Annotated in this window: 17 protein-coding genes and 3 tRNA genes; 10 read left to right on the top strand and 10 right to left on the bottom strand. The window is 42.4% G+C overall.

Going from position 1 to position 22096, the window contains the following annotated elements:
- Positions 1–394 precede the first annotated feature (394 nt).
- Both ACFQ21_RS23855 and ACFQ21_RS23860 read right to left on the bottom strand, forming a co-directional pair.
- Complete coding sequence (locus ACFQ21_RS23855; RefSeq protein ID WP_377583424.1) at positions 395–1180, bottom strand: AAA family ATPase; 786 nt, start codon at positions 1178–1180, stop codon at positions 395–397.
- A 3-nt stretch (positions 1181–1183) separates the two neighbouring features.
- The gene (locus tag ACFQ21_RS23860) at positions 1184–1657 is read right to left on the bottom strand and encodes an MOSC domain-containing protein (protein WP_377583426.1); all 474 of its coding nucleotides are present in this window, start codon (positions 1655–1657) and stop codon (positions 1184–1186) included.
- 230 nt (positions 1658–1887) lie between these two features.
- On the opposite strand from ACFQ21_RS23860, the gene ACFQ21_RS23865 reads away from it, so the two are divergent.
- From ACFQ21_RS23865 to ACFQ21_RS23885, 5 genes are all read left to right on the top strand, one after another.
- A complete protein-coding gene (locus ACFQ21_RS23865) occupies positions 1888–2331 on the top strand; it encodes a MarR family winged helix-turn-helix transcriptional regulator (RefSeq protein ID WP_377583428.1) in 444 nt (147 codons plus the stop codon).
- A 55-nt stretch (positions 2332–2386) separates the two neighbouring features.
- Positions 2387–4786, top strand: a complete 2400-nt coding sequence (locus ACFQ21_RS23870; protein ID WP_377583430.1) for a 3-hydroxyacyl-CoA dehydrogenase/enoyl-CoA hydratase family protein — start codon at positions 2387–2389, stop codon at positions 4784–4786.
- Between the two features lie 11 nt (positions 4787–4797).
- On the top strand, positions 4798–5970 hold the full coding sequence (locus tag ACFQ21_RS23875; RefSeq protein WP_377583432.1) for a thiolase family protein: 1173 nt from the start codon (positions 4798–4800) through the stop codon (positions 5968–5970).
- 62 nt (positions 5971–6032) lie between these two features.
- Positions 6033–7835: an acyl-CoA dehydrogenase family protein gene (locus ACFQ21_RS23880; RefSeq protein ID WP_377583434.1), complete on the top strand. Its 1803-nt coding sequence runs from the start codon at positions 6033–6035 to the stop codon at positions 7833–7835.
- Between the two features lie 231 nt (positions 7836–8066).
- Positions 8067–8369 carry a hypothetical protein gene (locus ACFQ21_RS23885; protein ID WP_377583436.1) on the top strand — a complete coding sequence of 101 codons (303 nt, stop codon included), beginning with the start codon at positions 8067–8069 and terminating at the stop codon, positions 8367–8369.
- 3 nt (positions 8370–8372) lie between these two features.
- On the opposite strand, the gene ACFQ21_RS23890 is transcribed toward ACFQ21_RS23885, so the two are convergent.
- The 6 genes from ACFQ21_RS23890 to ACFQ21_RS23915 form a co-directional block, all read right to left on the bottom strand.
- Positions 8373–8759 (bottom strand): hypothetical protein, encoded by a 387-nt coding sequence (locus tag ACFQ21_RS23890; protein WP_377583438.1) that lies wholly within the window; start codon positions 8757–8759, stop codon positions 8373–8375.
- Between the two features lie 120 nt (positions 8760–8879).
- Entirely contained in the window at positions 8880–10421 is a 1542-nt protein-coding gene (locus ACFQ21_RS23895) for an alkaline phosphatase D family protein (RefSeq protein ID WP_377583440.1), read from the bottom strand.
- Between the two features lie 101 nt (positions 10422–10522).
- Entirely contained in the window at positions 10523–12541 is a 2019-nt protein-coding gene (locus ACFQ21_RS23900) for an OmpA family protein (RefSeq protein WP_377583442.1), read from the bottom strand.
- 39 nt (positions 12542–12580) lie between these two features.
- Entirely contained in the window at positions 12581–13075 is a 495-nt protein-coding gene (locus tag ACFQ21_RS23905; RefSeq protein ID WP_377583444.1) for a hypothetical protein, read from the bottom strand.
- A 43-nt stretch (positions 13076–13118) separates the two neighbouring features.
- Complete coding sequence (locus tag ACFQ21_RS23910; RefSeq protein ID WP_377583446.1) at positions 13119–13901, bottom strand: (Fe-S)-binding protein; 783 nt, start codon at positions 13899–13901, stop codon at positions 13119–13121.
- 33 nt (positions 13902–13934) lie between these two features.
- Positions 13935–15248 carry a 4Fe-4S dicluster domain-containing protein gene (locus tag ACFQ21_RS23915; protein ID WP_377583448.1) on the bottom strand — a complete coding sequence of 438 codons (1314 nt, stop codon included), beginning with the start codon at positions 15246–15248 and terminating at the stop codon, positions 13935–13937.
- Positions 15249–15363: 115 nt separating this feature from the next.
- Here ACFQ21_RS23915 and ACFQ21_RS23920 point away from each other — a divergent pair.
- Positions 15364–15436, top strand: a tRNA-Phe gene (locus ACFQ21_RS23920).
- 203 nt (positions 15437–15639) lie between these two features.
- On the opposite strand, the gene ACFQ21_RS23925 is transcribed toward ACFQ21_RS23920, so the two are convergent.
- Positions 15640–16410 (bottom strand): acyl-CoA desaturase, encoded by a 771-nt coding sequence (locus ACFQ21_RS23925; protein ID WP_377583450.1) that lies wholly within the window; start codon positions 16408–16410, stop codon positions 15640–15642.
- A gap of 103 nt (positions 16411–16513) precedes the next feature.
- Entirely contained in the window at positions 16514–17110 is a 597-nt protein-coding gene (locus ACFQ21_RS23930) for a sigma-70 family RNA polymerase sigma factor (RefSeq protein ID WP_377583452.1), read from the bottom strand.
- 234 nt (positions 17111–17344) lie between these two features.
- Between ACFQ21_RS23930 and ACFQ21_RS23935 the strand changes: the two genes are divergently transcribed.
- The 4 genes from ACFQ21_RS23935 (at position 17345) to ACFQ21_RS23950 (ending at position 22076) form a co-directional block, all read left to right on the top strand.
- Positions 17345–18280 (top strand): acyl-CoA desaturase, encoded by a 936-nt coding sequence (locus ACFQ21_RS23935; protein WP_377583454.1) that lies wholly within the window; start codon positions 17345–17347, stop codon positions 18278–18280.
- Positions 18281–18357: 77 nt separating this feature from the next.
- A tRNA-Gly gene (locus ACFQ21_RS23940) sits at positions 18358–18430 on the top strand.
- A 102-nt stretch (positions 18431–18532) separates the two neighbouring features.
- Positions 18533–18618 (top strand) — tRNA-Leu (locus ACFQ21_RS23945).
- Between the two features lie 968 nt (positions 18619–19586).
- Entirely contained in the window at positions 19587–22076 is a 2490-nt protein-coding gene (locus ACFQ21_RS23950; RefSeq protein ID WP_377583456.1) for a PKD domain-containing protein, read from the top strand.
- Positions 22077–22096: the final 20 nt, after the last annotated feature.

Consider the following 22096-nt stretch of genomic DNA (forward strand, 5'->3'; position numbering starts at 1 on the left):
AAGCAGGTTAAAGTGTAAAGCCTTTTCATATAGACAAATGGGCATTCTCCCACCCAAAGATAGATTATTTTTTAAAGCAATTCGAATTTTAAAAATACCTGACAGCAGTGTTAAAAACTGTGGATATCGACTTTATGAAAAAATGAAACGAATGAATCTACATTGAATAATGAAGAAAATTAAAACACTATATATTTAGAAAGTACATTGATTCATTCCAGACCTAATTTTTGAAAATATGCATGCTTGGAAGTAACATTGGTTTGCAACAACAAAATGAAAAAAAATACAAGCGTCTTTAGAAAATCATCCCTAGAAAGTGGTCAAAAAATTTACAAAAGTGCTGTAAACAGTACCCCTATAAAAACCGAGATTGCAACGACATTTGTATAGATTATAGAAATCGTAAAAACTGTTCGCGGTTTTCAAGAAAGCCTTTGGTTATTCTGTAATGCTCGGTTTCTTCAAAACTCGTTTGCGTAATCAGCCCATCGCGTAATTCCAAAAGTTTTGCATTTGGGATGCCCATTAATATAGGAGAATGTGTGGCCAAAATGAATTGTGCGCCGCGTTGCTGAACCATCTCTTTAATAAGTAAAATTAAAGAAAGCTGGCGAAGCGGAGAAAGCGATGCCTCTGGTTCGTCTAATATATAAATACCCTTTTGCGTAAAGCGAGATTCGAAAATTTTCAAAAAACCTTCTCCATGCGAATAGGCATTGAGATCGCTGCCATATTTTTCAATCAACGCATTCTTTTGTCCTGTTATCATACCGCGGACTCTTTCAAGTGAGTGGCCCTCAAGCGATGCTTCAAAATCCTGCATGTCTTTATCAAAAGCACTTCGCAGTTCGTTAACGGATCGGATGAAGCCGGTAAAATCTTCTGCGCGAAAAAATAATCCCTGTCGGGTTTTATTCGTCCATGATAATTGAAAATAAGGAGCCAATAATTTTGCCGCTTTTAGCGAGCCGTCTGTTTCTATACTCTTGCTACTAATTGTTGGTAATCCGATGGAGTACGCGAGTGTTTCAAGAATGGTCGACTTGCCGCAGCCGTTGTCTCCGATAAAAATTGTTATAGGCAAATCAATTTCAATCTCTTTGAAATTCTGGAGAACAGGAAGATCAAATGGAAATCCTCTTTTATCGAATGGCTTTAGGCGAAGCGTCTTTAACATGAATCAAATCGGATTAATATCATCACCCTCACGAATAACACCGCCTTCAATAACTTTTGCTGTTATACCTCCATGTCCGCGCATCGCGTTATATCCGCCATGACCTAAACTTTCTTCCATTCGCGAACACGGATGACAATCTCCGGTATATTCAAGAACAGCTTCTCCGATTTTGAATCGCTTTCCTTTTAAAGAAAGAAGATTTATACCTTCTGATACTATATTTCTTCGTGTGAGTGCCGGATCAATTTCTTCCCGCCCGAGATAGCTCGCGATTGCTTTTAAGTCCTCGACTTGTATGAGCGTAACTTGTCGGTCGCCTCCTGAATTTTTGTAACGATCGCCTTCAAGACCTTTATCCTTTATCGCCAAAATCTCCCGCGTGAATCTGACCGGCTCGAGTCGCTTCGGACGAAACGAGATGGTTTTCACTTTGCCAGGCTTTGCATACTGCTCTTGTAGTTGCTTAAATTCCATTTTTCGCTTCGCTTTTGTGTTGATTCTATTAAAACTATAAAATTCAAAAACTGCGTCTGGGCTTTCCTAATGCATTTTTGTGGAAAATGTAAAATTGTTAAAAATCAAAAACGCTGTCTGTGCCTCAAAAACGCAGATTGAATTTTTGAAAAATCGCCCGGAAAAAAATTTTCAATTACTCTGCATGCATACCAAAATTTTTCTACCTTCGCTATCCCCGATTCAAACGTATGCGAAGGGAAGAAACCGTAGATCATCATATAAAAACAGCGTGGCACGCAATTGCTCGAATGTATAATCAACAGGCGAGTAAATATGATATCACTACGTCCATCGGGTTCGTTCTTCTAAATATACATTCTGAAGACGGAACTCCCGCTACTAAAATTGCGCCGCTCATGGGTCTCGAAGCAAGAAGTCTTACGCGCATGCTCAAGACCATGGAAGAGAAAAAACTAATATACCGTGAGCCCGATCCTGTTGATAAACGTTCGGTGAGAATTTTTTTGACAGATCTCGGTAAAAAGAAAAAAGAAGTATCGCGGAAAACCGTTCTTCGATTTAACGATGCAGTGCGCGAAGAGATAGATGCTGAAAAACTTGCCGTATTTTTTGATGTGCTGCAAAACATAAATCAGATAATCGATCGAAATAACATTTACGAAAAAGTATAGAATTAACTTCGGACGCGTGTGACATGTATACATGCGACCACATCAAACATAAAGTATGAAACGTTCTATTCGCAAAGTTGCTGTTTTAGGTTCCGGAGTAATGGGCTCCGCCATTGCTTGTCATTTTGCCAACATTGGCTGCCAGGTAATGTTATTGGATATTGCCCCGAAAGAACTTACGGATGAAGAGAAAGCCAAAGGTCTTTCGCTTGAAAGTAAAGTCGTAAAAAATCGAATTGTGCAGAGCTCGTTCGATCGTTCGATCAAATCGAGTCCCGGTCCGATCTATAGCAAGAAATTTATTTCACGCATCACGCTCGGCAACTTTGACGATGATATGCCGAAGATCAAAGATTACGACTGGATTATAGAAGTAGTTGTTGAAAATCTCGACATCAAGAAGAAAGTATACGAGCAGGTAGAGAAATTTCGCAAGAGCGGAACACTTGTTACTTCAAACACTTCAGGTATACCAATTCACCTGATGGCCGAAGGAAGAAGCGAAGACTTTAAAAAGAATTTTGCGGGTACGCACTTCTTTAATCCGCCACGCTATCTCAAATTATTCGAGATTATACCTACACCGCATACTGATCCGGAGGTAGTAAAATTCCTGATGCACTATGGCGATTTATACCTCGGAAAAACAACAGTGCTTTGTAAAGATACGCCTGCATTTATAGGGAACCGCGTTGGTGTTTGGGGCTTGTTAAAAGTAATTGACGCCATGCGTAAGTTCGATCTCAATGTGGATGAAATTGATAAGCTTACCGGTCCGGTTATTGGCAGACCTAAATCTGCAACCTTTCGCACATCCGACTTAGTAGGACTCGATACGCTAGTTAAAGTAGCGAACAATTTATATGCAGCGCTTCCGAATGATGAAGGTCGTGAAATGTTCAAGCTGCCCGATGTAGTTAATCAACTTGAAAAAAATAAATGGCTAGGTGACAAGACTGGTCAGGGTTTCTATAAAAAATCAAAAAATGCAAAAGGCGAAACCGAGATCCTGACACTGGATCTTAAAACGCTGGAGTATAAAACAAAAGCGAAAGCAAAATTTGCTACGCTCGAAACCACCAAAACAATCGATAATCTGAAAGATCGTTTTAAAGTTTTGCTGGCCGGAAAAGATAAGGCCGGTGATTTTTATCGCGATGCATTTTTCGGATTGTTTCAATATGCCAGCAACCGTATACCTGAAATTGCTGACGAACTCTATAAAATCGATGATGCTGTATGTGCTGGTTTCGGTTGGGAACTCGGTCCGTTTGAAACATGGGATGCCGTTGGTGTGGAGAAGTCAATTCAGACAATGGAAGCCACAGGCTATAAACCTGCCGCATGGGTATACGACATGGTCGCTTCAGGAAATAAATCTTTCTATAAAATAGAAGGCGGCAAACGTCAGTATTACGATATACCTTCCAAGAGTTATAAAAATATACCAGGTAAAGAAGAATTTATCATTCTTGAAAACCTCAGCAATAATATAGTCTGGAAAAACGCAGAGTCTAAAGTTACCGATATAGGCGATGGCGTGATTGATTTCTCTTGGCACAGCAAGAGCTATACACTGGGCAGCTCGGTTATTGAAGGATTGAACAAAGCGATTGATCTCGCAGAAAAAGATTTCAAAGGATTAGTTATCGGTCACCAGGGTGCAGACTTTTCATTGGGCGCAAACCTTGGTCTCGTATTCATGTATGCTATCGAGCAGGAGTATGACGAGATCGATTTTATGGTTCGTCAATTTCAAAACTCGGTTATGCGCATTCGCTATTCGTCCGTTCCGGTGGTTGTTGCTCCACAAGGCCGAACACTCGGAGGTGGTTGTGAGATGACGCTTCACTCGGATCTCGCGCAAGCAGCTGCGGAAACCTATATAGGCCTTGTTGAAGTTGGTGTAGGATTGATTCCCGGTGGAGGTGGAACAAAAGAACTTACCAAACGCGTGAGCGATGCGCTGGAAGAAGGCGATGTAGAACTGAACGCACTTCAAAATGCGTTTATGAATATAGCAACTGCAAAAGTTGCCTTATCAGCAGAGGAGGCGCGCGAAATGGGTATACTGAGAAGTAAAGATAGAATTTCTGTTAACAGAGATCGTCAGATTCTCGATGCAAAAGCAGCTGTACTGGAATTGGCGGAAGCAGGATATACTATGCCTGTACCTGCCAAAAATATAAAAGTTCAGGGTCGCACAGGTATGGCACTCTTCATGGCAGGTGTTGAAGGTATGCGCATGGGTAACTATATCAGCGATCATGATAAAAAAATTGCCCGTTGGATTGCCAACGTAATGTGTGGAGGTGATCTCTCGTATGCACAGGAAGTAAGCGAACAATATCTGCTCGACCTGGAGCGTGAAGCATTCGTGTCACTCACAGGTGAAAAGAAAACATTGGAAAGAATTCAGTCGATATTAACCGGTGGTAAACCACTTCGAAACTAAAATATTAAACTATGGATGCATATATAGTAGCTGGTTTCAGAACTGGCGTTGGTAAAGCAAAGAAAGGCGGGTTTCGTTTTACAAGACCAGACGACCTTGCTGCTGATGTGATCAAGCATCTGGTAAAGTCTGTTCCCGGACTTGAAAATAAAATGGTTGACGATTTGATCGTTGGTAACGCAGTACCTGAAGCTGAACAAGGTATGCAGATGGGACGCATGATCTCGTTGCTTGCGTTGGGTATAGATACTCCGGGTATGGTGGTGAATCGTTATTGTGGCTCGGGTGTAGAAACTATCGCAATCGCGAGTGCACGTATTCATGCAGGTCAGGCCGATGTAATTATAGCGGGCGGAACAGAGTCAATGTCACTTGTGCCGGTAATGGGTATAAAAACCGCATTGAATTATACCATCGCGAAAGATCATCCTACTTATTATACCAGCATGGGTCTTACCGCAGAAGAAGTATCCAAGCAATTTAAAATTTCACGCGAAGAACAAGATCAGTTCTCGTACGAGTCGCACATGAAAGCTGCCGCTGCGTGGAAGGAAGGTAAATTTAAAGATGAAGTTGTTCCCATCACGGTGAAGGAAGTATATGTGGATGAGAACATGAAAAAGAAAACGCGCGAATTCATCGTAGATAAAGATGAAGGTATACGTACCGACACAACAGTTGAAGGACTTTCAAAATTGAAACCGGTGTTTGCTGCCGGTGGAACTGTTACGGCCGGTAACTCATCGCAAACTTCAGACGGTGCTGCGTTCGTAGTGGTAATGTCTGAAAGAATGGTAAAGCAATTGAATGTTAAACCAATCGCGCGAATGGTGAGCTACGCTGTAGCTGGTGTTGATCCGCGCATTATGGGAATCGGCCCGGTGGCTGCTATACCAAAAGCATTGAAACTTGCCGATCTGAAATTAGACGATATCGATCTGTTTGAATTGAACGAAGCGTTTGCTGCACAGTCATTGGCAGTAGTAAAAGAACTTGGTATAGATCGCACCAAGTTAAATGTAAACGGAGGAGCAATTGCAGTAGGCCACCCGTTGGGGTCGTCTGGTGCAAGACTTTCTGTTCAACTCTTTGGTGAGCTTCGCAGACAGAAGAAAAAATATGGAATGGTTACAGCCTGTGTTGGCGGAGGCCAGGGCGTAGCCGGTATATATGAGCTTCTGTAATAAGACGTTGTAAAATATTTCTGAAAACGAATCAACAAGAATTTATAAAAACATTATAGGTTATGAGTACTACCACAGCCGAAAAACAAGCCATCAAGGGAGGGGAGTTTCTTATTCGCGAAACTGCAGCCAATGAAATTTTCATTCCGGAAGAATTCAACGAAGAGCAGCGCATGATCCAGCAGCAGTGTAAAGATTTTCTTGCAAAAGAAGTCTGGCCACACCTGGATGCGATCGACTCGATGAAGGACCCGAAGTTGATGCCTTCTATTCTTGATAAAGCTGGTGAGCTTGGTTTACTCGGTACATCTGTGCCTGCCGAGCTGGGTGGTTTCGGTATGGACTTCAATACCACCATGCTTGTAGCGGAAGTAATAGGTGCCGGTCATTCAGTAGCTGTAGCACTATCGGCACATACCGGTATCGGTACACTTCCTATACTCTATTATGGTAACGATGCGCAAAAACAGAAATATATACCAAAGCTCGCCACAGGTGAGTGGAAGGCTGCATACTGTTTAACAGAACCGGATTCAGGTTCCGATGCCAACAGCGGTAAAACAAAGGCTGCATTAAGTGCCGATGGTAAACACTATATTATCAATGGCCAGAAAATGTGGATCACTAACGGAGGTTTTGCAGATATATATGTTGTATTCGCCAAGATTGATAATGACAAAAACCTCAGTGCCTTTATCGTTGAAAAATCGTTCGGTGGTATAACCATGAACGAAGAAGAAAAGAAGATGGGTATAAAAGGATCGTCTACCCGCCAGATTTTCTTCAACGACTGCAAGGTTCCGGTTGAAAATCTTTTGAGTGAACGCGAGAATGGTTTCAAGATTGCGGTAAACATTCTGAATATAGGTCGTATCAAGTTAGGCATAGCAGCGCTCGGAGGAAGTAAGCATACGGTAACACTTGCTACCAAATATTCGAATGAGCGTAAACAGTTCGGAGTTTCAATTTCATCGTTCGGTGCTATCAAGCACAAAATTGCTGAAATGGTAACAAAGGTATTTGCTTCTGAATCTGCGCACTATCGCGCAAGCCAGAATATAGATGACGCTTACAATGCATTTACAGCAGGAGGCATGGATTCTTCCAAAGCACGTTTGAAAGCCCTGGAAGAATTTGCTATTGAGTGCGCTATATTAAAAGTACACGGCTCTGAAGTTTTGGATTTTGTTACCGATGAAGGTGTTCAGATTTACGGAGGTATGGGCTTCTCGGCTGAAGGTCCGATGGACCGCGCGTATCGCGATGCTCGTATCAACCGGATCTTCGAAGGAACCAATGAAATTAACCGCCTGCTCACCATCGACATGTTATTGAAGCGTGCGATGAAAGGAACAATCGATCTGATGACGCCCGCTATGGCTGTGCAAAAAGATCTGATGGCTATACCTGATTTCGGAGCGAGCGAAGAGGAAGGTATATTTGTTAAAGAGAAGAAGGCACTGGCAAATCTGAAGAAAGCAGGATTGATGATTGCCGGATCGGCTGTACAGAAATTTATGATGAAGCTTTCTGAGCAACAGGAGATCATCATGAACCTGGCAGATATACTTATCGAAGCTTATGTGGCGGAATCTGTTCTGTTGCGTGTTGAAAAACTCATCGCACAAAAAGGAGAAAAGGCAACTGAGATTCAAAAAGAAATGGCGCTGATATACTTACATCACGCGATTGGTAAAGCAGCAGCAGTAGGAAGAGAAGCGATTTCAGCTTTTGCTGATGGAGATGAACAACGCCTCATGCTTATGGGATTGAAACGCTTTACAAAAATTGATGCATACAATCTAAAAGAAGCCAGAAGAAAAGTAGCTGACTATGTAATTGCGAAAGGAGAGTATCCTTTCTAATCGGTGCGAAAATATTTAAGAACTCATACCTTAACCTAAACTGAGGAGGTCGGAGAAATCCGGCCTTTTCTATTTTATAAGGTGTACGAATTTGTAAACGGAACTGTTCATTTGCTTACAAATGGATAGGGACGTTGAGGCAAAAAACTGCCTTCACTAGCTTAAAAGAGCGTTTTAAAAAACGGGTAGGACTTTTGTAAAGAAATAGTAAACGTACCAAAATACAATCTTATGCAAAGCAGAAGTTCAAACACCTCGACCACTACGATTCTCCTCATTGTGCTTTTGATTGTAACCTTTCCTATATGGATTGGCATTGCAGGCGGAATTCTGGGTGGAATTATCGGAATCTTCGGAGCGATCTTTGGTGTTGTGATGGGGCTATTCGGTGCTGTGCTAGGAGGCATCATGGGTTTATTCGGCTGGTTGTTCAGCTGGAATTTCCATGGACCCTTTGTTTTCTGGAACACAAGCATCCTCACCATCTTTGTAATTATACTTCTGTTCGTAGTGCTTTCAAAAAGACGAAGCTAAATGCTACGAAACAGGATGCCTGTTATATAGATTAGGATTAAGGAAGTACTTCGAGTAAATCGGGTACTTTTTTACTTCTATAATTTCGGGTTTAAGCTTGTTAACGAAAACAACCTTATACTGAAACTCAAATCCTTTTTCAACACGCACATCTTTACGAACAATATACCATTGCTTATTCCACGGGTTAAGAACTTTTACTTCTAGGTGAAATAAGCCTGGCATACTTCGTACGCGTACAACTTTACCAGGTTGTTTGTTGTAAAGTTTTCCATTAACCGAAACCAATATACCGGTTCGATCTTCGGTCTGAATCGCAATGCCGGAATCATACGCAAAGGCGCGAGTAGCGCCTATCAAGAGCAACAGCACGGGTAGCAGCGTTTTCATAAATATACTTGTTTATTTATAGTATTAACGCAAGCTCCGTGCCATCGTTTACTTTCATTTTAAAACAAAAAAGGCTGCAGAATGCAACCTTTTTCAAGCACTATAAAAAATTCAACTGCGTTATTGTAGAATGTGTTTGCCTTGTGCAATGCTGAAACTTTTTCCAAGAATTTCTTTCTTACTGATGCTGCGAAGCGTTTCAGCATAAAACCATTCTGCTTTTGCTTTTTGCGGATATAGCGTGAGCAAGAGATAGCCGTGATCGCGGTTGTTCAGATATTTAATGTGTGGATTTTGTTTCAGCAATTTCTGTTCTTTCACCTTCACACTATCGTCAGGCTTTCCTTCATTTCCGTTTCCGGATGATACACTTGTAGTGCCCAACTCGACAGCCAGTGCCTGTTTGCCTTTTGTGTTGGCAAGACCTTCCGCAAATGTTTCGATGGCCCACGAAGCATGCGTATCGCCCGTAACAAAGAGTATATCTTCGATTTTATTTTCAACTATATATTGTTCGATGCGTTTTTTCTCGGAAGGATAACCATCCCATGCATCGAGATTTTTAGGCATGTCATTTTTATAGAGGCCACTGATGTTAAGGTCTGAAAAGAGAACCTGGTTGCCAATAACTTTCCAGGTTGCTTTTGAATCTTTCATAGAGCGCTCGAACCACTGAAGCTGCTCAACACCCAGCATGCTGCGTTTGTCGCTTTCAAAATCAGGAGCACTTACGCTATCGACTGGAGCGGTACGTCCTTCAAGGCGTTCGTCCAGCATGATGAGGTCCGCTAACTTTCCAAACGAAAATGATCGGTATAGTTTATCGCTTTCGCGGATTGGCATCCACTCGTAATATGCTTGTCGCGCTGCCGCTTTACGCGCATTGAAATCGCCTTCTTCAGGTTGATGATTTTGCGCACCTTCAGTATATACATTGTTCGCTACTTCGTGATCATCCCAAATGGTAATTAGCGGATGGCGCATGCGTAACTTTCTCAAACCTTCATCCAGGTGATATTGCGAATAGCGTGTTCGATAGTCGTTCAATGAAACAATCTCATGTGCTGGCAAATTTTTTCTTCCGATGGTTGTATCGCCATACACTCCGGTGGCGTACTCATATATATAGTCTCCCAGGTGTATAACAGCATCCACCTCTTTGTCGGCAATGATTGAGTATGGATTGAAATATCCGAACTCCCAATTACTGCAACTTACAATGGCAAACCTTAAGCTATCCACTGCATCGCTTGATAATGTTCTTGTACGACCAGTCGGAGAAGTTTGTCCAAGTGCATGGAAGCGGTAGTAGTAATGATGGGCAGGTTGCAATCCATCTACATCTACTTTCACGGTATAGTCTTTTGTTGCATCGGTAGTAACAGAGTCTGACTTCAGTATAGTTGAGAAATTTTCATCGGACGCTATGTCCCATCGCACTTGTATTGTAGCTGCGGAATCCTCCGGAGTAACCCGTGTCCAGATGATCACGCGGTCTTGAAGCGGATCGCCCGAAGCAACGCCATGATAAAACGGCTTCAGCGAGCTTTCGTATAGCGGAGCAACAGCCTCCGAAAATTTCTTGTTGGAAGTTTTTTTGGACGAGCATGCCGCGATAACAATCAGGGCGATGCTATAGCATAACAGGTTCCGTATTTTCATTTCGATAGATTTTGGTGTCAACGTAAAGAAATAAAAAACAGGATACTCTGCTTTGAGTATCCTGTTAAGTTTTCTTAAAGAAATGAATCAGCTTATACAGCTTAATTGTCCCTGAAGTATTTGTCCTCTTCGTCAACCTCTTCGTCTTCGATCGGCTTCACGCGGGCCGTTACTTCAAGAATCTTGAATTCCGTTCTACGGTTTTTCTGACGACCCACCGGGTTATCCGTTCCATCCGGATTTGTATTTCGCGCAATCGGTTTTGACTCTCCGTATCCTTTTGCTACAAGACGATCGGGTGAAATACCATGCTGCACAATATAGCCTACGGCCGACTCCGCACGTCTTTGAGACAGTCGCTGGTTATAGTCATCTGTATCAACACTATCGGTATGTGATCCCAATTCTATTTTGATCTCCGGATTATCAACGAGCAATTGAACAAGCTTGTCAAGTTCTTTTGCTGCATCCGGGCGGATATCAGATTTGTTATAGTTATAGTATATATTTTCCATCACGAAAATCCGGTTGAGCTCGATCTTGTCAAGTACGATGACCGTATCCAGCGTGATAGTCGTGATCAGGTCTTTCAATGAATTAGGGTCAACCGACTTGCCTTTCATGGTATATCCCTGACGTTTGATGAGGTAGCCATCGGTTTCACCAACGAGGCTGTAATCTTCGTTCTCATATACACGGAACAGGAACTTGCCATCATTGCCCGTGGTATAGTCTTGCATGATGTCGCCCTTGCCATCGAGTAAACTTACTTTGGTGTTCGGTAGAATTTGTCTGTTCTGATTTTTGTCTTCCGTATACGCTATACCCTGCAGGTAGTAGTTAACAACCTTCAGGTTCGGATCTTCATTGATGAAAGTATAGATGTCATCATCACCTCTACCTCCGTTACGATTGGAAGCGAAGAATCCGCGATCGGGTTTGAAAAGGAAAATTCCGAAATCATCATCCGATGAGTTCATGGGCTGACCTAAATTTTCAATTTGTGTTTTTCCGTTTGCGCGCTTCACCACAAACATATCCAGGCCACCATATCCGGGATGTGCATCTGAAGCGAAATATAGCTTGGCATCTTCTGCTACATAGGGGAACAGTTCGTTGCCTGGCGTGTTGATCTCTGGCCCGAGGTTACGCACGCGGGTAAACCTGCCGCGCGAATCCATTTGTGCCGAGTATAGATCGGTTCCACCATAACCACCCTTGCGGTTAGAAGCAAAGTAAAGTGTGCGGCCGTCCGGACTGAATGCCGGTGATGAATCCCAACTAAAGTTTTTTGCATCCGGGTCGGACTCATTTTTGAATTGTGTATTGATGTTTATCGGTACAGGCTCTGACCAAACGTTATTGCGGAAGCGCGAGATATATAGGTCAACATCGGCTCCACCGCCTTTTTTCTTTTCAGAGTTACCCTTGGCAAACACCATGACCTTTCCATCAGGCGAGAAGGTAACACATCCTTCATTCCGGATGTTGTCGTTTATACCTTCAGGTAATTTGGTCACTGTATTAATATCAACGTTGGCACCTTTGGTTGTAACTTTATACAGATCGGTAAAAGGTTTTCCTTCTGCTTCATATATCTTACCATCACCGCGTGATGATGTAAAGTAAAGTTCGCTGTTGAGGTATACCGGAGAGTATTCGCTGGCAGGAGTATTGATACTTTCGAGGTTCTTTACTTTATAGTAGCTCTTGGTTTCGCTAAGCTTGGCCAGGTAATCGAGGCCGTTCATTTCGGAGCGTGCCCGATCTTTCAATAGATCATTGGATGTTGAAGCGATTAATTCCTCGTATTGTTTTTTAGCTTCATCATATTTAGCGTTGGCTTTAAGAGACTGTGCGTAATAAAATTTAACGGTGTCTTTATCAATACCGCGGCCACCGGCCCTTGCATAAAACTGTTCAGCCTCTTTATATCGGTTGGACAATCGGTATGATTCGGCAATGAAGAAATTAGCCTTCGGACTATTTCCCGTTTTCTTATACAGTTCGATCGCGTTTTGGTATTTACCGAGGAGGAATGCTTTCTGGGCTTTCTTTTCTGTGCTGCATGCACTTACCGCCAGAAGCAAAACCAGAAGCGAAAAAAATGTAGACTTCATAACCGCTTGAATATATTGTTAAAGCTACGAATTATTGAATTAACGCGATACGGTTTCCTTCGGAAGATAACGTTTTAACCATGTAGTGCCGGCCGCCACCACCCAATTGTCTGCCAACGCTGCTTTTGTGTCTACAAGGTTATTGAATGTTGGCGTTTGCTCATGCCATATACCTTCCTCAAATTTTTGCTTCAGCTCAGCAAGCTTCAGCAGCAATACTTCATCTTTTACCCGGAACGCCACTTGGGTACGATCGAAGAGATCGGCACCAATGGAAGTACCAATTTCTTTTATCGTTCTTACCGAACTGTCAATGGAACATCCGCTTGCCTGGTCATTCACAGCAAGAATAATAAAATGATCATGGCGAATATCGAACGATGCATCCATAGGTTGACCGTGTACAGACCAGCTCTGAGTAAACGAAACAAGAGCCTTTGAGATTGTGTCGATATCAGCCTGCGTAAATTTTTTACCCGACTGGTAAATCCAGACTCTGGAGTGTGACGGGAGAGATTCGAATGGTATATACATAGCCTTGAGAATTTTTTGAAGTGCCTAGTAGCACCGGATATGCTTATTGTAAACCGTTGGCCTCAACAATAAGTTCTGCCAAATCCTTCACCTTTACTTCTGCTTCGCGCTCTTTGTTCTTAACTCCATCGCTCATCATGGTCATGCAGAACGGACAAGCTACGGCAATGGTGGATGCACCTGTGTTCAACGCCTCTTCTGTGCGCTCTACATTTATATCTTTATCACCTTTCTCGGGTTCTTTAAACATTTGTGCACCTCCGGCACCGCAGCATAATCCAGTTGTTCGGCACCGCTTCATTTCTACTAAATCTGCGTCAAGTGCCTCGAGAACCGCACGCGGTGCCTCATATATATTGTTGGCTCTTCCGAGATAGCATGAATCGTGATAGGTAATTTTCTTTCCCTTGAACGCGCCACCTTCTACTTTGATCTTTCCTTCATTAATCAATTGCTGAAGGAATGTTGAGTGGTGAATCACTTCATAATTTCCGCCAAGCTCAGGATATTCATTTTTAATGGTGTTGAAACAATGCGGGCAGGCCGTAACAATTTTTTTAACGCCATAGCCATTCAACACCTGGATGTTGCTCATGGCTTGCATCTGAAAAAGAAATTCATTGCCGGCTCGTCTGGCAGGGTCGCCCGTGCAGGTTTCTTCCGTACCAAGCACTGCGAATTTTATATTAACAGCATTCAAAATTTTTACGAATGCTTTTGTCACGCGTTTGTAACGATCATCAAAAGATCCGGCACAACCAACCCAAAAAAGAACTTCGGGTGTTTCACCTTTAGCGGCCATATCGGCCATTGTGTGTATAGTCATGGTTATAGTTAGTCGTTAGGTGATGCTATAAATTTATTTCTCATCTTTCGCCCAGTTAAAGCGATCGCTCGGAGAAAATTTCCAGGGCGCAAAGTTGGTCTCTATATTTTGAAACACAGAGTTCCACGAAGCTGGTGAACCAGATTCTTCCATGGCAACATAGCGTCTTAATTCTAAAATAATTTCCAGTGGGTTAATCATCACTGGGCATGCTTCAACGCAGGCGTTGCAACTGGTACAGGCGTTAATTTCTTCTTTGGTGATGTAGTCTCCGAGCAATGTTTTTCCATCCTGTAAACCAGGTCCACCTTTTTCAAGACTCTTTCCTACATCTTCCATGCGATCGCGCGTATCCATCATGATCTTGCGTGGCGATAATTTTTTACCGGTAATATTCGCAGGGCACTCCGATGTGCAGCGGCCGCATTCGGTGCATGAATATGCTGCAAGCAGGTTGTTCCAATTCAGGTCATTTATATCTTTTGCCCCGAAGCGTCCGGGTTCTGCAGGAGGCGCAGCCGCAGCATTTGCATCCGCCAGGCCTAGCATCATTTTTACTTCGTTCGTCACTACAGGCATATTTTTCATGTGGCCCTTAGCCTCTACGTTGGCGAAGTATGTATTCGGGAACCCGAGGAAAATGTGGAGGTGCTTGGAGTACGTTACATATATAGCGAAGCCCAGAATACCGATGATGTGAAACCACCAGGCAAATCGTTCAATAAATATAAGGGTACCTTCCGGCAGTGAATCGAAAAGAGGAATGAGAAACGAGCTAAAAAATAATTTACCCGTAGCTGCGTAGTGTTCATTCGATCGTTGAAGAACCTGGTCGGTGGCATTCATGGTTAAGATGGCAAGCATCAAAACGATCTCGGTGCAAAGAATAATATTCGCATCCAGTCTCGGCCATCCCACAAGTTCGCGTGCCCAAAATCTTTTCAGCTTTAAAACATTTCTTCGGAGTAAAAAGAAAACGCAGGAGAGGAGAACAGCCATCGCGAGGAACTCAAAAATATTCATGAGTACTGTATAGAAACTTCCGAGATACGGAGCGAAGATACGGTGCGTGCCCGCCAGGCCATCAATAATAAACTCGAGCACCTCGAGGTTGATAACCAGGAAGCCTACATAGATCATTAAATGAAGAAAGGCCGGAACAGGTCTCTTAAACATTTTTTTCTGACCCAGCGCCACGAGTATCATATTAGATAACCGTTGCTGAGGATTGTCTTTTATTTCTTTGTCTTTACCAAGATTTATATTGGCACGAATACGGGAGGCTCGCTTCCAGATAAACCAGCTGGCAGCACCCAGTGTAATGATAAAAGCAATCTGTTGAATCATACGCGATAATAACTCTATGTCTATTAATTCCAATAAATTCGTCTGGAGTTTTGCACCGAATATAAATTTACATACTTTTGTGCCCCTGTCGAACAAGAGACAGTGGTGATTTCCCGGTGATGTAGCTCAGTTGGTAGAGCAAAGGACTGAAAATCCTTGTGTCGGGGGTTCGATTCCCTCCATCACCACTTTCTTTTTCTAAGGAACCCACCGTTAGCGAAATTTTTTCAATCATCTTTTCTAGTCTTCGTTTATTTCCCCGACAAATTTTTTTTAATTACCTGCCATGAGAAATATTTCTCTACAGTAATCTTTTTCGCCTGTATAAAATAAAAAATCCCCTTAAGAAATTCCTAAGGGGATCTGTAAATACTTCTTTAGATATGTTTTATCAGGCAGCCTTCTTCACATTTTCAAGGCTTACTTCTTTGCGTCTGGCAATCTGAATAATGTTTAGTTTGTCCAGCACCTTAATAACTAAATAGGTTGGATCGATCTCGTGCCAGCGAATTCCACCGAAGTTTGCGCGGCCTCCGTGCTTGTGGTGGTTGTTGTGATAGCTTTCGCCCATCATCAGAAAATCTACAGGCAAGAAGTTCTTAGAAGTATCGCCAACTTCAAAGTTTCTGTAACCATATTTATGGGCAAACCAGTTAATGATCGCTCCGTGAACAGGGCTCATCAGAAAATGAATCGGTAACAACAGCCATAACCACCATGCTGTAGCGAACTGAGCATAAATAGTAATATATACTGCAGCCCAAAAGATGCGTGACGGCCATGAGCGCGCAAATTTATCGAAGGCTTCCCACTGCGGCACTCCTTCAGTAAAGCGCTTGTCAACAACAATTCTTTTATTAGCGATATCAGAATAGATCGTTTTGGTTTTCCACATCATATTCCAGATGGTCTCGTCATACTTTGGTGAGTGCGGATCATCCTCCGTATCGGCAAAAGCATGGTGCATGCGGTGCATAACGCCATAACCATATGGGCTTAAATAGTTCGAGCCTTGAAAAATCCACGTCAGCACAAAAAATACCTTCTCCGTGAATTTGTTCATCGTAAACGCCTTATGAGAAGCATACCGATGCAGAAAAAATGTCTGGAAGAAAAGAGAGAGATACCAGTGCGCAATAAAAAATGCAAAAATGACGATCATGTGAAAATTGGTTGTAGATAAAACTTATTAATTGAGGCTCTTACAGAGCCTTTTACTGTAAGACAAGTGACAACCGGATTTGTGACAGAAATGAAAAAGAAAGTTAAAATTTTTTGCTGATAGCAGCTGCAATATCATTTTTCAGCTCCTGAATGAGTTCGGAGGCATTACCCAAATAACAGGCATTTCGAAAACTTTCCAATAGTTTGGATGTATCAGGCAGGTCGATCTTAGATGTTTCCTCACTTAATTTCTTCTTCGCGCGAAAGAACAACTGGCGACAGTGATCTTTTTTCTTGTCGAAGGTTTGCTGGAGTTCTTCGTAGTCAAAATCAAAAACTTCTTTCAGCAGGTATACTGCGCGTTCGAGCGGCTCCAGTTTTGAATGAAGCACTTTAATCGCAGCGTCCATATCCAGGTGAGCAAGGTTGGTTTCTTTGAAATGTTTTATCATTTCAGAAACGTTATCGATATACTCTTCTTTTTTCTTGCGCAGGGAGTTAAGATGATTCAAACAGTTGTTGGTAACAGCACGAATAAGATATGCTTTGGTGTTATCAATTTTCTGTTGATCAACGCTCAGCCATTTTGCGAAAGTCTCCTGTACAATATCCTCAGCATCCTCCTTGCAACGCACTAAATTATAGGCGATAGTTTGGAGTAATGGTTGATACAATGCTATGGTCTGTGCCTGGTTCATCCGTGCCTCTGTAAGCGGCTGTAAAGATAACACCAAAATCGGGCCATCATATTCCACTTATAGAAAGTATTGTAAAATTAAACAATTGACTACCACACACTTGTTTGCTCTGCAAGAAATTATTACATGAGTAAAACCGTTATTTCAATATGCTTTACCTTTGTAGTGCGGTAAGGAAAATGTGACCCATTTATCGATCTGAATTTATTTCCGGAATCTTTGTTTAGTTTACCAATGACGAATACAACATTAACACCAGAAGTACGCAGAAAACCAATTCTTGTTCAGGAACTGGCATTTTTAGTAGTACATCTTTTACCTCTTGGAGCAATCTGGACAGGTGCTACATGGTTTGACTGGACTATATGTGCAGTGCTATATGTATCACGTATGTTTTGGGTTACGGGAGGTTATCATCGTTACTTCGCACACAAATCATATAAAACATCACGTTGGTTCCAGGCCGTGATTGCATTTATGGCGCAGACTTCAGCACAAAAAGGAGTGCTGTGGTGGGCAGCACATCACCGTCATCACCATCGTCACAGCGATACACCGGCAGATCCGCACTCTATGAAAATTTATGGATTCTGGTATTCACACATCGGATGGATCGTGGGTCCTGATTTTAAAGAAACAGACTATAAAACTATAGGCGACTACGCCAAGTATCCAGAGCTTATGTGGCTTAATAAACATTACCTGGTGCCGCCCACTATTCTTGCACTGGTAGTAATGGCACTTGGTGGAATTGTAAACGGTGGTAGCATAACAGCTATGTTTACTTCCGCTGGTTTTTCTTCACTGTTCATCGGATTCTTTTTAAGTACGGTGATTTTATACCACGGAACATTCTCCATCAACTCGATCATGCACAAGTTTGGAACGCAGCGCTATGAATCGAACGATGAATCAAAAAATAGTTTATGGCTTGCGCTTTTAACATTGGGAGAGGGTTGGCATAATAACCACCATTATTACGAAGTATCCGGCAGACAAGGATTTTTCTGGTGGGAGATCGATATAACATACTATATATTAAGAAGTTTCCAGGCGGTAGGATTAATATCAGATCTCAAGGGAGTACCTCATCATATCAAGCATTCAAAGAACAAGCAACATGCTGTAGAGCTTCGAAAAGAATTTGAAGCGATGAAAAAATCTGCATGATTTAAATAACCATGATTTGGAAATTTGTGATTCCGCTTTAAATTTGCACTCCCTTTACGAAACAAAGGGCCAGATAAGCGGGAGTAGCTCAGTTGGTAGAGCACGACCTTGCCAAGGTCGGGGTCGCGAGTTCGAGCCTCGTTTCCCGCTCTTAATCTTCCAAACAGGAGAGATTAACAGAAACAGAAAAGTGTGAGAACCCTCACACTTTTTTATTTAACACCAAGCTCCGCTGGCAAACGTCAGCAGGACGCCCGGGTGGTGGAATTGGTAGACACGCAGGACTTAAAATCCTGTGGCTAGTAATAGTCGTGCGGGTTCAACTCCCGCCCCGGGTACAGAAGCAAAAGGACAGCTACTAGAGCTGTCCTTCCTTTTTTCCGCCTGTTTTGGAAAACGCGAAATGTTCTGTTCGTTGTACGCTATATACTCGCGTATCAATTCAAATATACCATTGTCCAATTCATGTCTCATCGCGAATCTGAGCACGAAGTATATCGTTTGAGACAGCTCATTATAAAACCTTCGTGTCTTATTCCGTTCACTCTTATAACTGATTTGAAGCATTGGGGCTTGTGTCTAATACTGCAGAGCGCATAGTTGATGTTAAACCGACTAATGTTGCATCACAAATTTTCAAGTATAAATTCTCTCATACTGTCCTAATGGTAATTGATTATTGTCCTATTCACCTGCGATAATTTTTGAGACACTTCAATTTTTGCTGTACTGTTTTCACGCTATATAGTTGTTTTTCACATTTATATAGATGAGACACGCTCTGCACTTCGAAATGAGGAGTAAAAGTATCCAATGGAATGTTGGCATTAGAATTATGCAGTGAGACAAAAAAAATTTTTAAAAAATTAATATTGAGGGCAAATGCAGTTGACCCAATTTTTTGACTGTCTCATCGGTATATATTGAAACTTACCCTTAACTGTGTAAAAAATTTCTACACTCGCACTGTAATCAAAATAGAGACAGGCTTGTACAACACTTGTCCACAAGCCAAAATAATTACACATTGCGCCCGAATTAATACCGCGTTTTAATCTTCATGAGCCCATATATAGTTTAATGAGTATATAAATATATACACACTTGTTGTGAAATATATTGCTCATTCTGTTGGTGCTCTACCCATGTCTCTGGTTCAGGTATAATCTAATTGCATCTTTGGCGCATGTAATGCTGCATGTTTATGAAACAGAAAAAACTGTTCCTGCCGGGATACTTTTGTGCGATCAAAAAAATTATCAGCAAGGTGCTGGTGCTTGCTAAAATAAAACCCTAAGTCTAGATCATGAGAGGAAAAACCATGTTGAAAATTGTCTTTGTGTTGGTTGCTTGTTTATCGGTACATTTTTCATGGGCGCAGAATTGTAATTGTAAGTACACTGTGGGACTGAGTGAAGTAAACGTTGACGGTAAAGCGTTAGGCATTAAACCTGGTGACGTTATTTGTTTACAGGCAGGTAACAGAAGTGTACTGCGATTTTCAAACATTATTGGCACTGCAGATAAACCCGTTGTTATTAAAAACTGTGGCGGTGTAGCGAATGTAGAGAACGGAGACAGAAACTATTCGATATGGGTCTCAACGAGTCGGTACTTTAAAATTTCCGGAACAGGCGATGCCAGCAAACAATATGGTATACGCTGCAAGACAACCAAAGCAGGATCAAATGCATTGGTGGTATCAGATTTAAGTTCCGATGTAGAAATCGAAAATGTAGAAATAGCGGGTGCCGGTTTCTCGGGCATCATGGCTAAGACAGATCCTCGCTGCGATCTTAGTGCCAATCGCGGAAAATTCACCATGTATAATGTTGTTGTCCACGATAACTATGTGCACGATGTGGGAGGTGAAGGTATGTACATTGGAAACTCGTTCTTCAACGGATGGAATGGAAATCTATTATGCCTTGGCGTACTTCTGTATCCGCATGATGTTGTTGGCTGCAAAGTATACAAGAATATAATCAAGCGAACCGGTGCCGAGGCGATACAAGTAGGTGCAGCAACTTCGGGATGTGAAATATACAGCAACGATGTTGAACTCTTCGGACAGGATCCGTTTGCAAACTATCAGAACAACGGTATACAAATAGGACTTGGTACCGGAGGATTGTTGTATAACAACAAAGTAAGAAAAGGTCCCGGTAACGGTATCCTTATACAAGGTAAAGGTGATAACAAGGTTTATAACAACATTGTGATTGATGCCGGCAGCAACGGTATATATTGTGATGATGCTACCACGGTAGGTACACTTGGTCCTGGTTTTTCATTTGTGAATAACACAATCATTAACCCTGGCGAAGACGGATTGAAGATCGCAGCGGAGCGCGTAAGCATGAATCACTTCATCAATAACATTGTGATCAAGCCGGGCTCTGGTAAATATGTAAACAAAGTACACCCTACGGTAAAGTTGGAAGAAGTTAACAACTTCTATAGCAACAATATTGCAGACGCTAAATTTGTAAACGCAGCGTCATACGACTATCACTTGTTAACAGCATCACCAGCGTTGAACAAAGGTGCATCTACGTCATCCTACGGTGTTACGTTTGACTTCGATAAGAAATCAAGACCTGCCGGTGGTGTATATGATATCGGGGCGTTTGAATTACAGGCCGGTGGCAACAGCGCACCTGTGGTGAATGCCGGTGCTGACAAAACAATAACACTCCCAACATCCAGCATTACCATTACAGCTACCGCGAGCGATGCCGATGGTTCTATAAGTTCCTATACCTGGACCAAACAAAGCGGACCTGCGGCTACGTTGAGTGGAACCTCAACCATAAAGCTCACGGCTTCAGCGCTTGTGGCAGGTACCTATACCTTCCGGCTTACTGTAAAAGATAATGCAGGGGCTTCTGCGTATGACGATGTCGTTGTAACCGTTAACACTACAAGTTCAAAACCACCGGTAACATCTTCGACTCCTATATATAGAGTGAATACCGGTGGAGGAACTATCGGTGCTAGCCCGATAAACTGGACTGCCGATACGCAAGCCGGCAAATCAAAATACCTGGATAGCAAGAGTGCAAACTATACAGCCGGTGGTTCAAGCTGGACAGGCACAAACACCACAGGTGCACCGAACAATTTGTTTGGTCCGAATCGTTACTCGCCTGACTATGGAGGAACAGTAATGCAGTGGAACTTCCCAGTGCAGAGCGGTACGTACCAGGTAAATCTATACTTTGCCGAGAGCCCGTATACCGGTGGCGTAAGGAAAGTGGGAGGACGTGTATTCCATGTGAACGCAGAAGGAGTGCGTAAACTCAGCAACATCGATATATATGCGCAAGCCGGGATGAAAGCTTTGAAGAAACAATTTGAAGTAACCGTAACGGATGGTACGCTGGATCTTGACTTTGTTCGCCAGGTTGGCAATCCACAGGTAAATGGTATCGAGATTATTTCACTTGCTACACAAGCATCTACAACAGCGCGCACCGGCACTTCGGATGATGAGTCAACCCTGGCAGCAACCGAAGCTGATACAACTGCGACCGGTGGAAGAGATCGTTCGTTGGGTGTAACGATAAGTCCGAATCCCTTCAACGATAAACTGAACCTTACGCTCGATTCTATGAGTGACAATGTCTCGATCGAATTGCAGGACATGAGTGGATATACCGTACTTCAGGAATTACAACAAGGCGTATCGCAGGTTACTCTTGATTTTTCCAACCGACAAATTCCGACCGGTATATATATTATCACTGTGAACGTTGATGGAAAGATCTCCAAACAACGTCTCGTCAAGAAATAGTTTTTAGTTTTAGTTTACTT

This window comes from Ohtaekwangia kribbensis (assembly GCF_042676245.1).
In the GTDB taxonomy this organism is placed as follows: domain Bacteria; phylum Bacteroidota; class Bacteroidia; order Cytophagales; family Cyclobacteriaceae; genus Ohtaekwangia; species Ohtaekwangia kribbensis.

Bases quoted from the DNA above. Each gene is read 5' to 3' on its own strand.
- ACFQ21_RS23855 (WP_377583424.1), bottom strand. From the start codon at position 1,180: ATGTTAAAGACGCTTCGCCTAAAGCCATTCGATAAAAGAGGATTTCCA.
- ACFQ21_RS23860 (WP_377583426.1), bottom strand. From the start codon at position 1,657: ATGGAATTTAAGCAACTACAAGAGCAGTATGCAAAGCCTGGCAAAGTG.
- ACFQ21_RS23865 (WP_377583428.1), top strand. From the start codon at position 1,888: ATGCGAAGGGAAGAAACCGTAGATCATCATATAAAAACAGCGTGGCAC.
- ACFQ21_RS23870 (WP_377583430.1), top strand. From the start codon at position 2,387: ATGAAACGTTCTATTCGCAAAGTTGCTGTTTTAGGTTCCGGAGTAATG.
- ACFQ21_RS23875 (WP_377583432.1), top strand. From the start codon at position 4,798: ATGGATGCATATATAGTAGCTGGTTTCAGAACTGGCGTTGGTAAAGCA.
- ACFQ21_RS23880 (WP_377583434.1), top strand. From the start codon at position 6,033: ATGAGTACTACCACAGCCGAAAAACAAGCCATCAAGGGAGGGGAGTTT.
- ACFQ21_RS23885 (WP_377583436.1), top strand. From the start codon at position 8,067: ATGCAAAGCAGAAGTTCAAACACCTCGACCACTACGATTCTCCTCATT.
- ACFQ21_RS23890 (WP_377583438.1), bottom strand. From the start codon at position 8,759: ATGAAAACGCTGCTACCCGTGCTGTTGCTCTTGATAGGCGCTACTCGC.
- ACFQ21_RS23895 (WP_377583440.1), bottom strand. From the start codon at position 10,421: ATGAAAATACGGAACCTGTTATGCTATAGCATCGCCCTGATTGTTATC.
- ACFQ21_RS23900 (WP_377583442.1), bottom strand. From the start codon at position 12,541: ATGAAGTCTACATTTTTTTCGCTTCTGGTTTTGCTTCTGGCGGTAAGT.
- ACFQ21_RS23905 (WP_377583444.1), bottom strand. From the start codon at position 13,075: ATGTATATACCATTCGAATCTCTCCCGTCACACTCCAGAGTCTGGATT.
- ACFQ21_RS23910 (WP_377583446.1), bottom strand. From the start codon at position 13,901: ATGACTATACACACAATGGCCGATATGGCCGCTAAAGGTGAAACACCC.
- ACFQ21_RS23915 (WP_377583448.1), bottom strand. From the start codon at position 15,248: ATGATTCAACAGATTGCTTTTATCATTACACTGGGTGCTGCCAGCTGG.
- ACFQ21_RS23925 (WP_377583450.1), bottom strand. From the start codon at position 16,410: ATGATCGTCATTTTTGCATTTTTTATTGCGCACTGGTATCTCTCTCTT.
- ACFQ21_RS23930 (WP_377583452.1), bottom strand. From the start codon at position 17,110: ATGAACCAGGCACAGACCATAGCATTGTATCAACCATTACTCCAAACT.
- ACFQ21_RS23935 (WP_377583454.1), top strand. From the start codon at position 17,345: ATGACGAATACAACATTAACACCAGAAGTACGCAGAAAACCAATTCTT.
- ACFQ21_RS23950 (WP_377583456.1), top strand. From the start codon at position 19,587: ATGAGAGGAAAAACCATGTTGAAAATTGTCTTTGTGTTGGTTGCTTGT.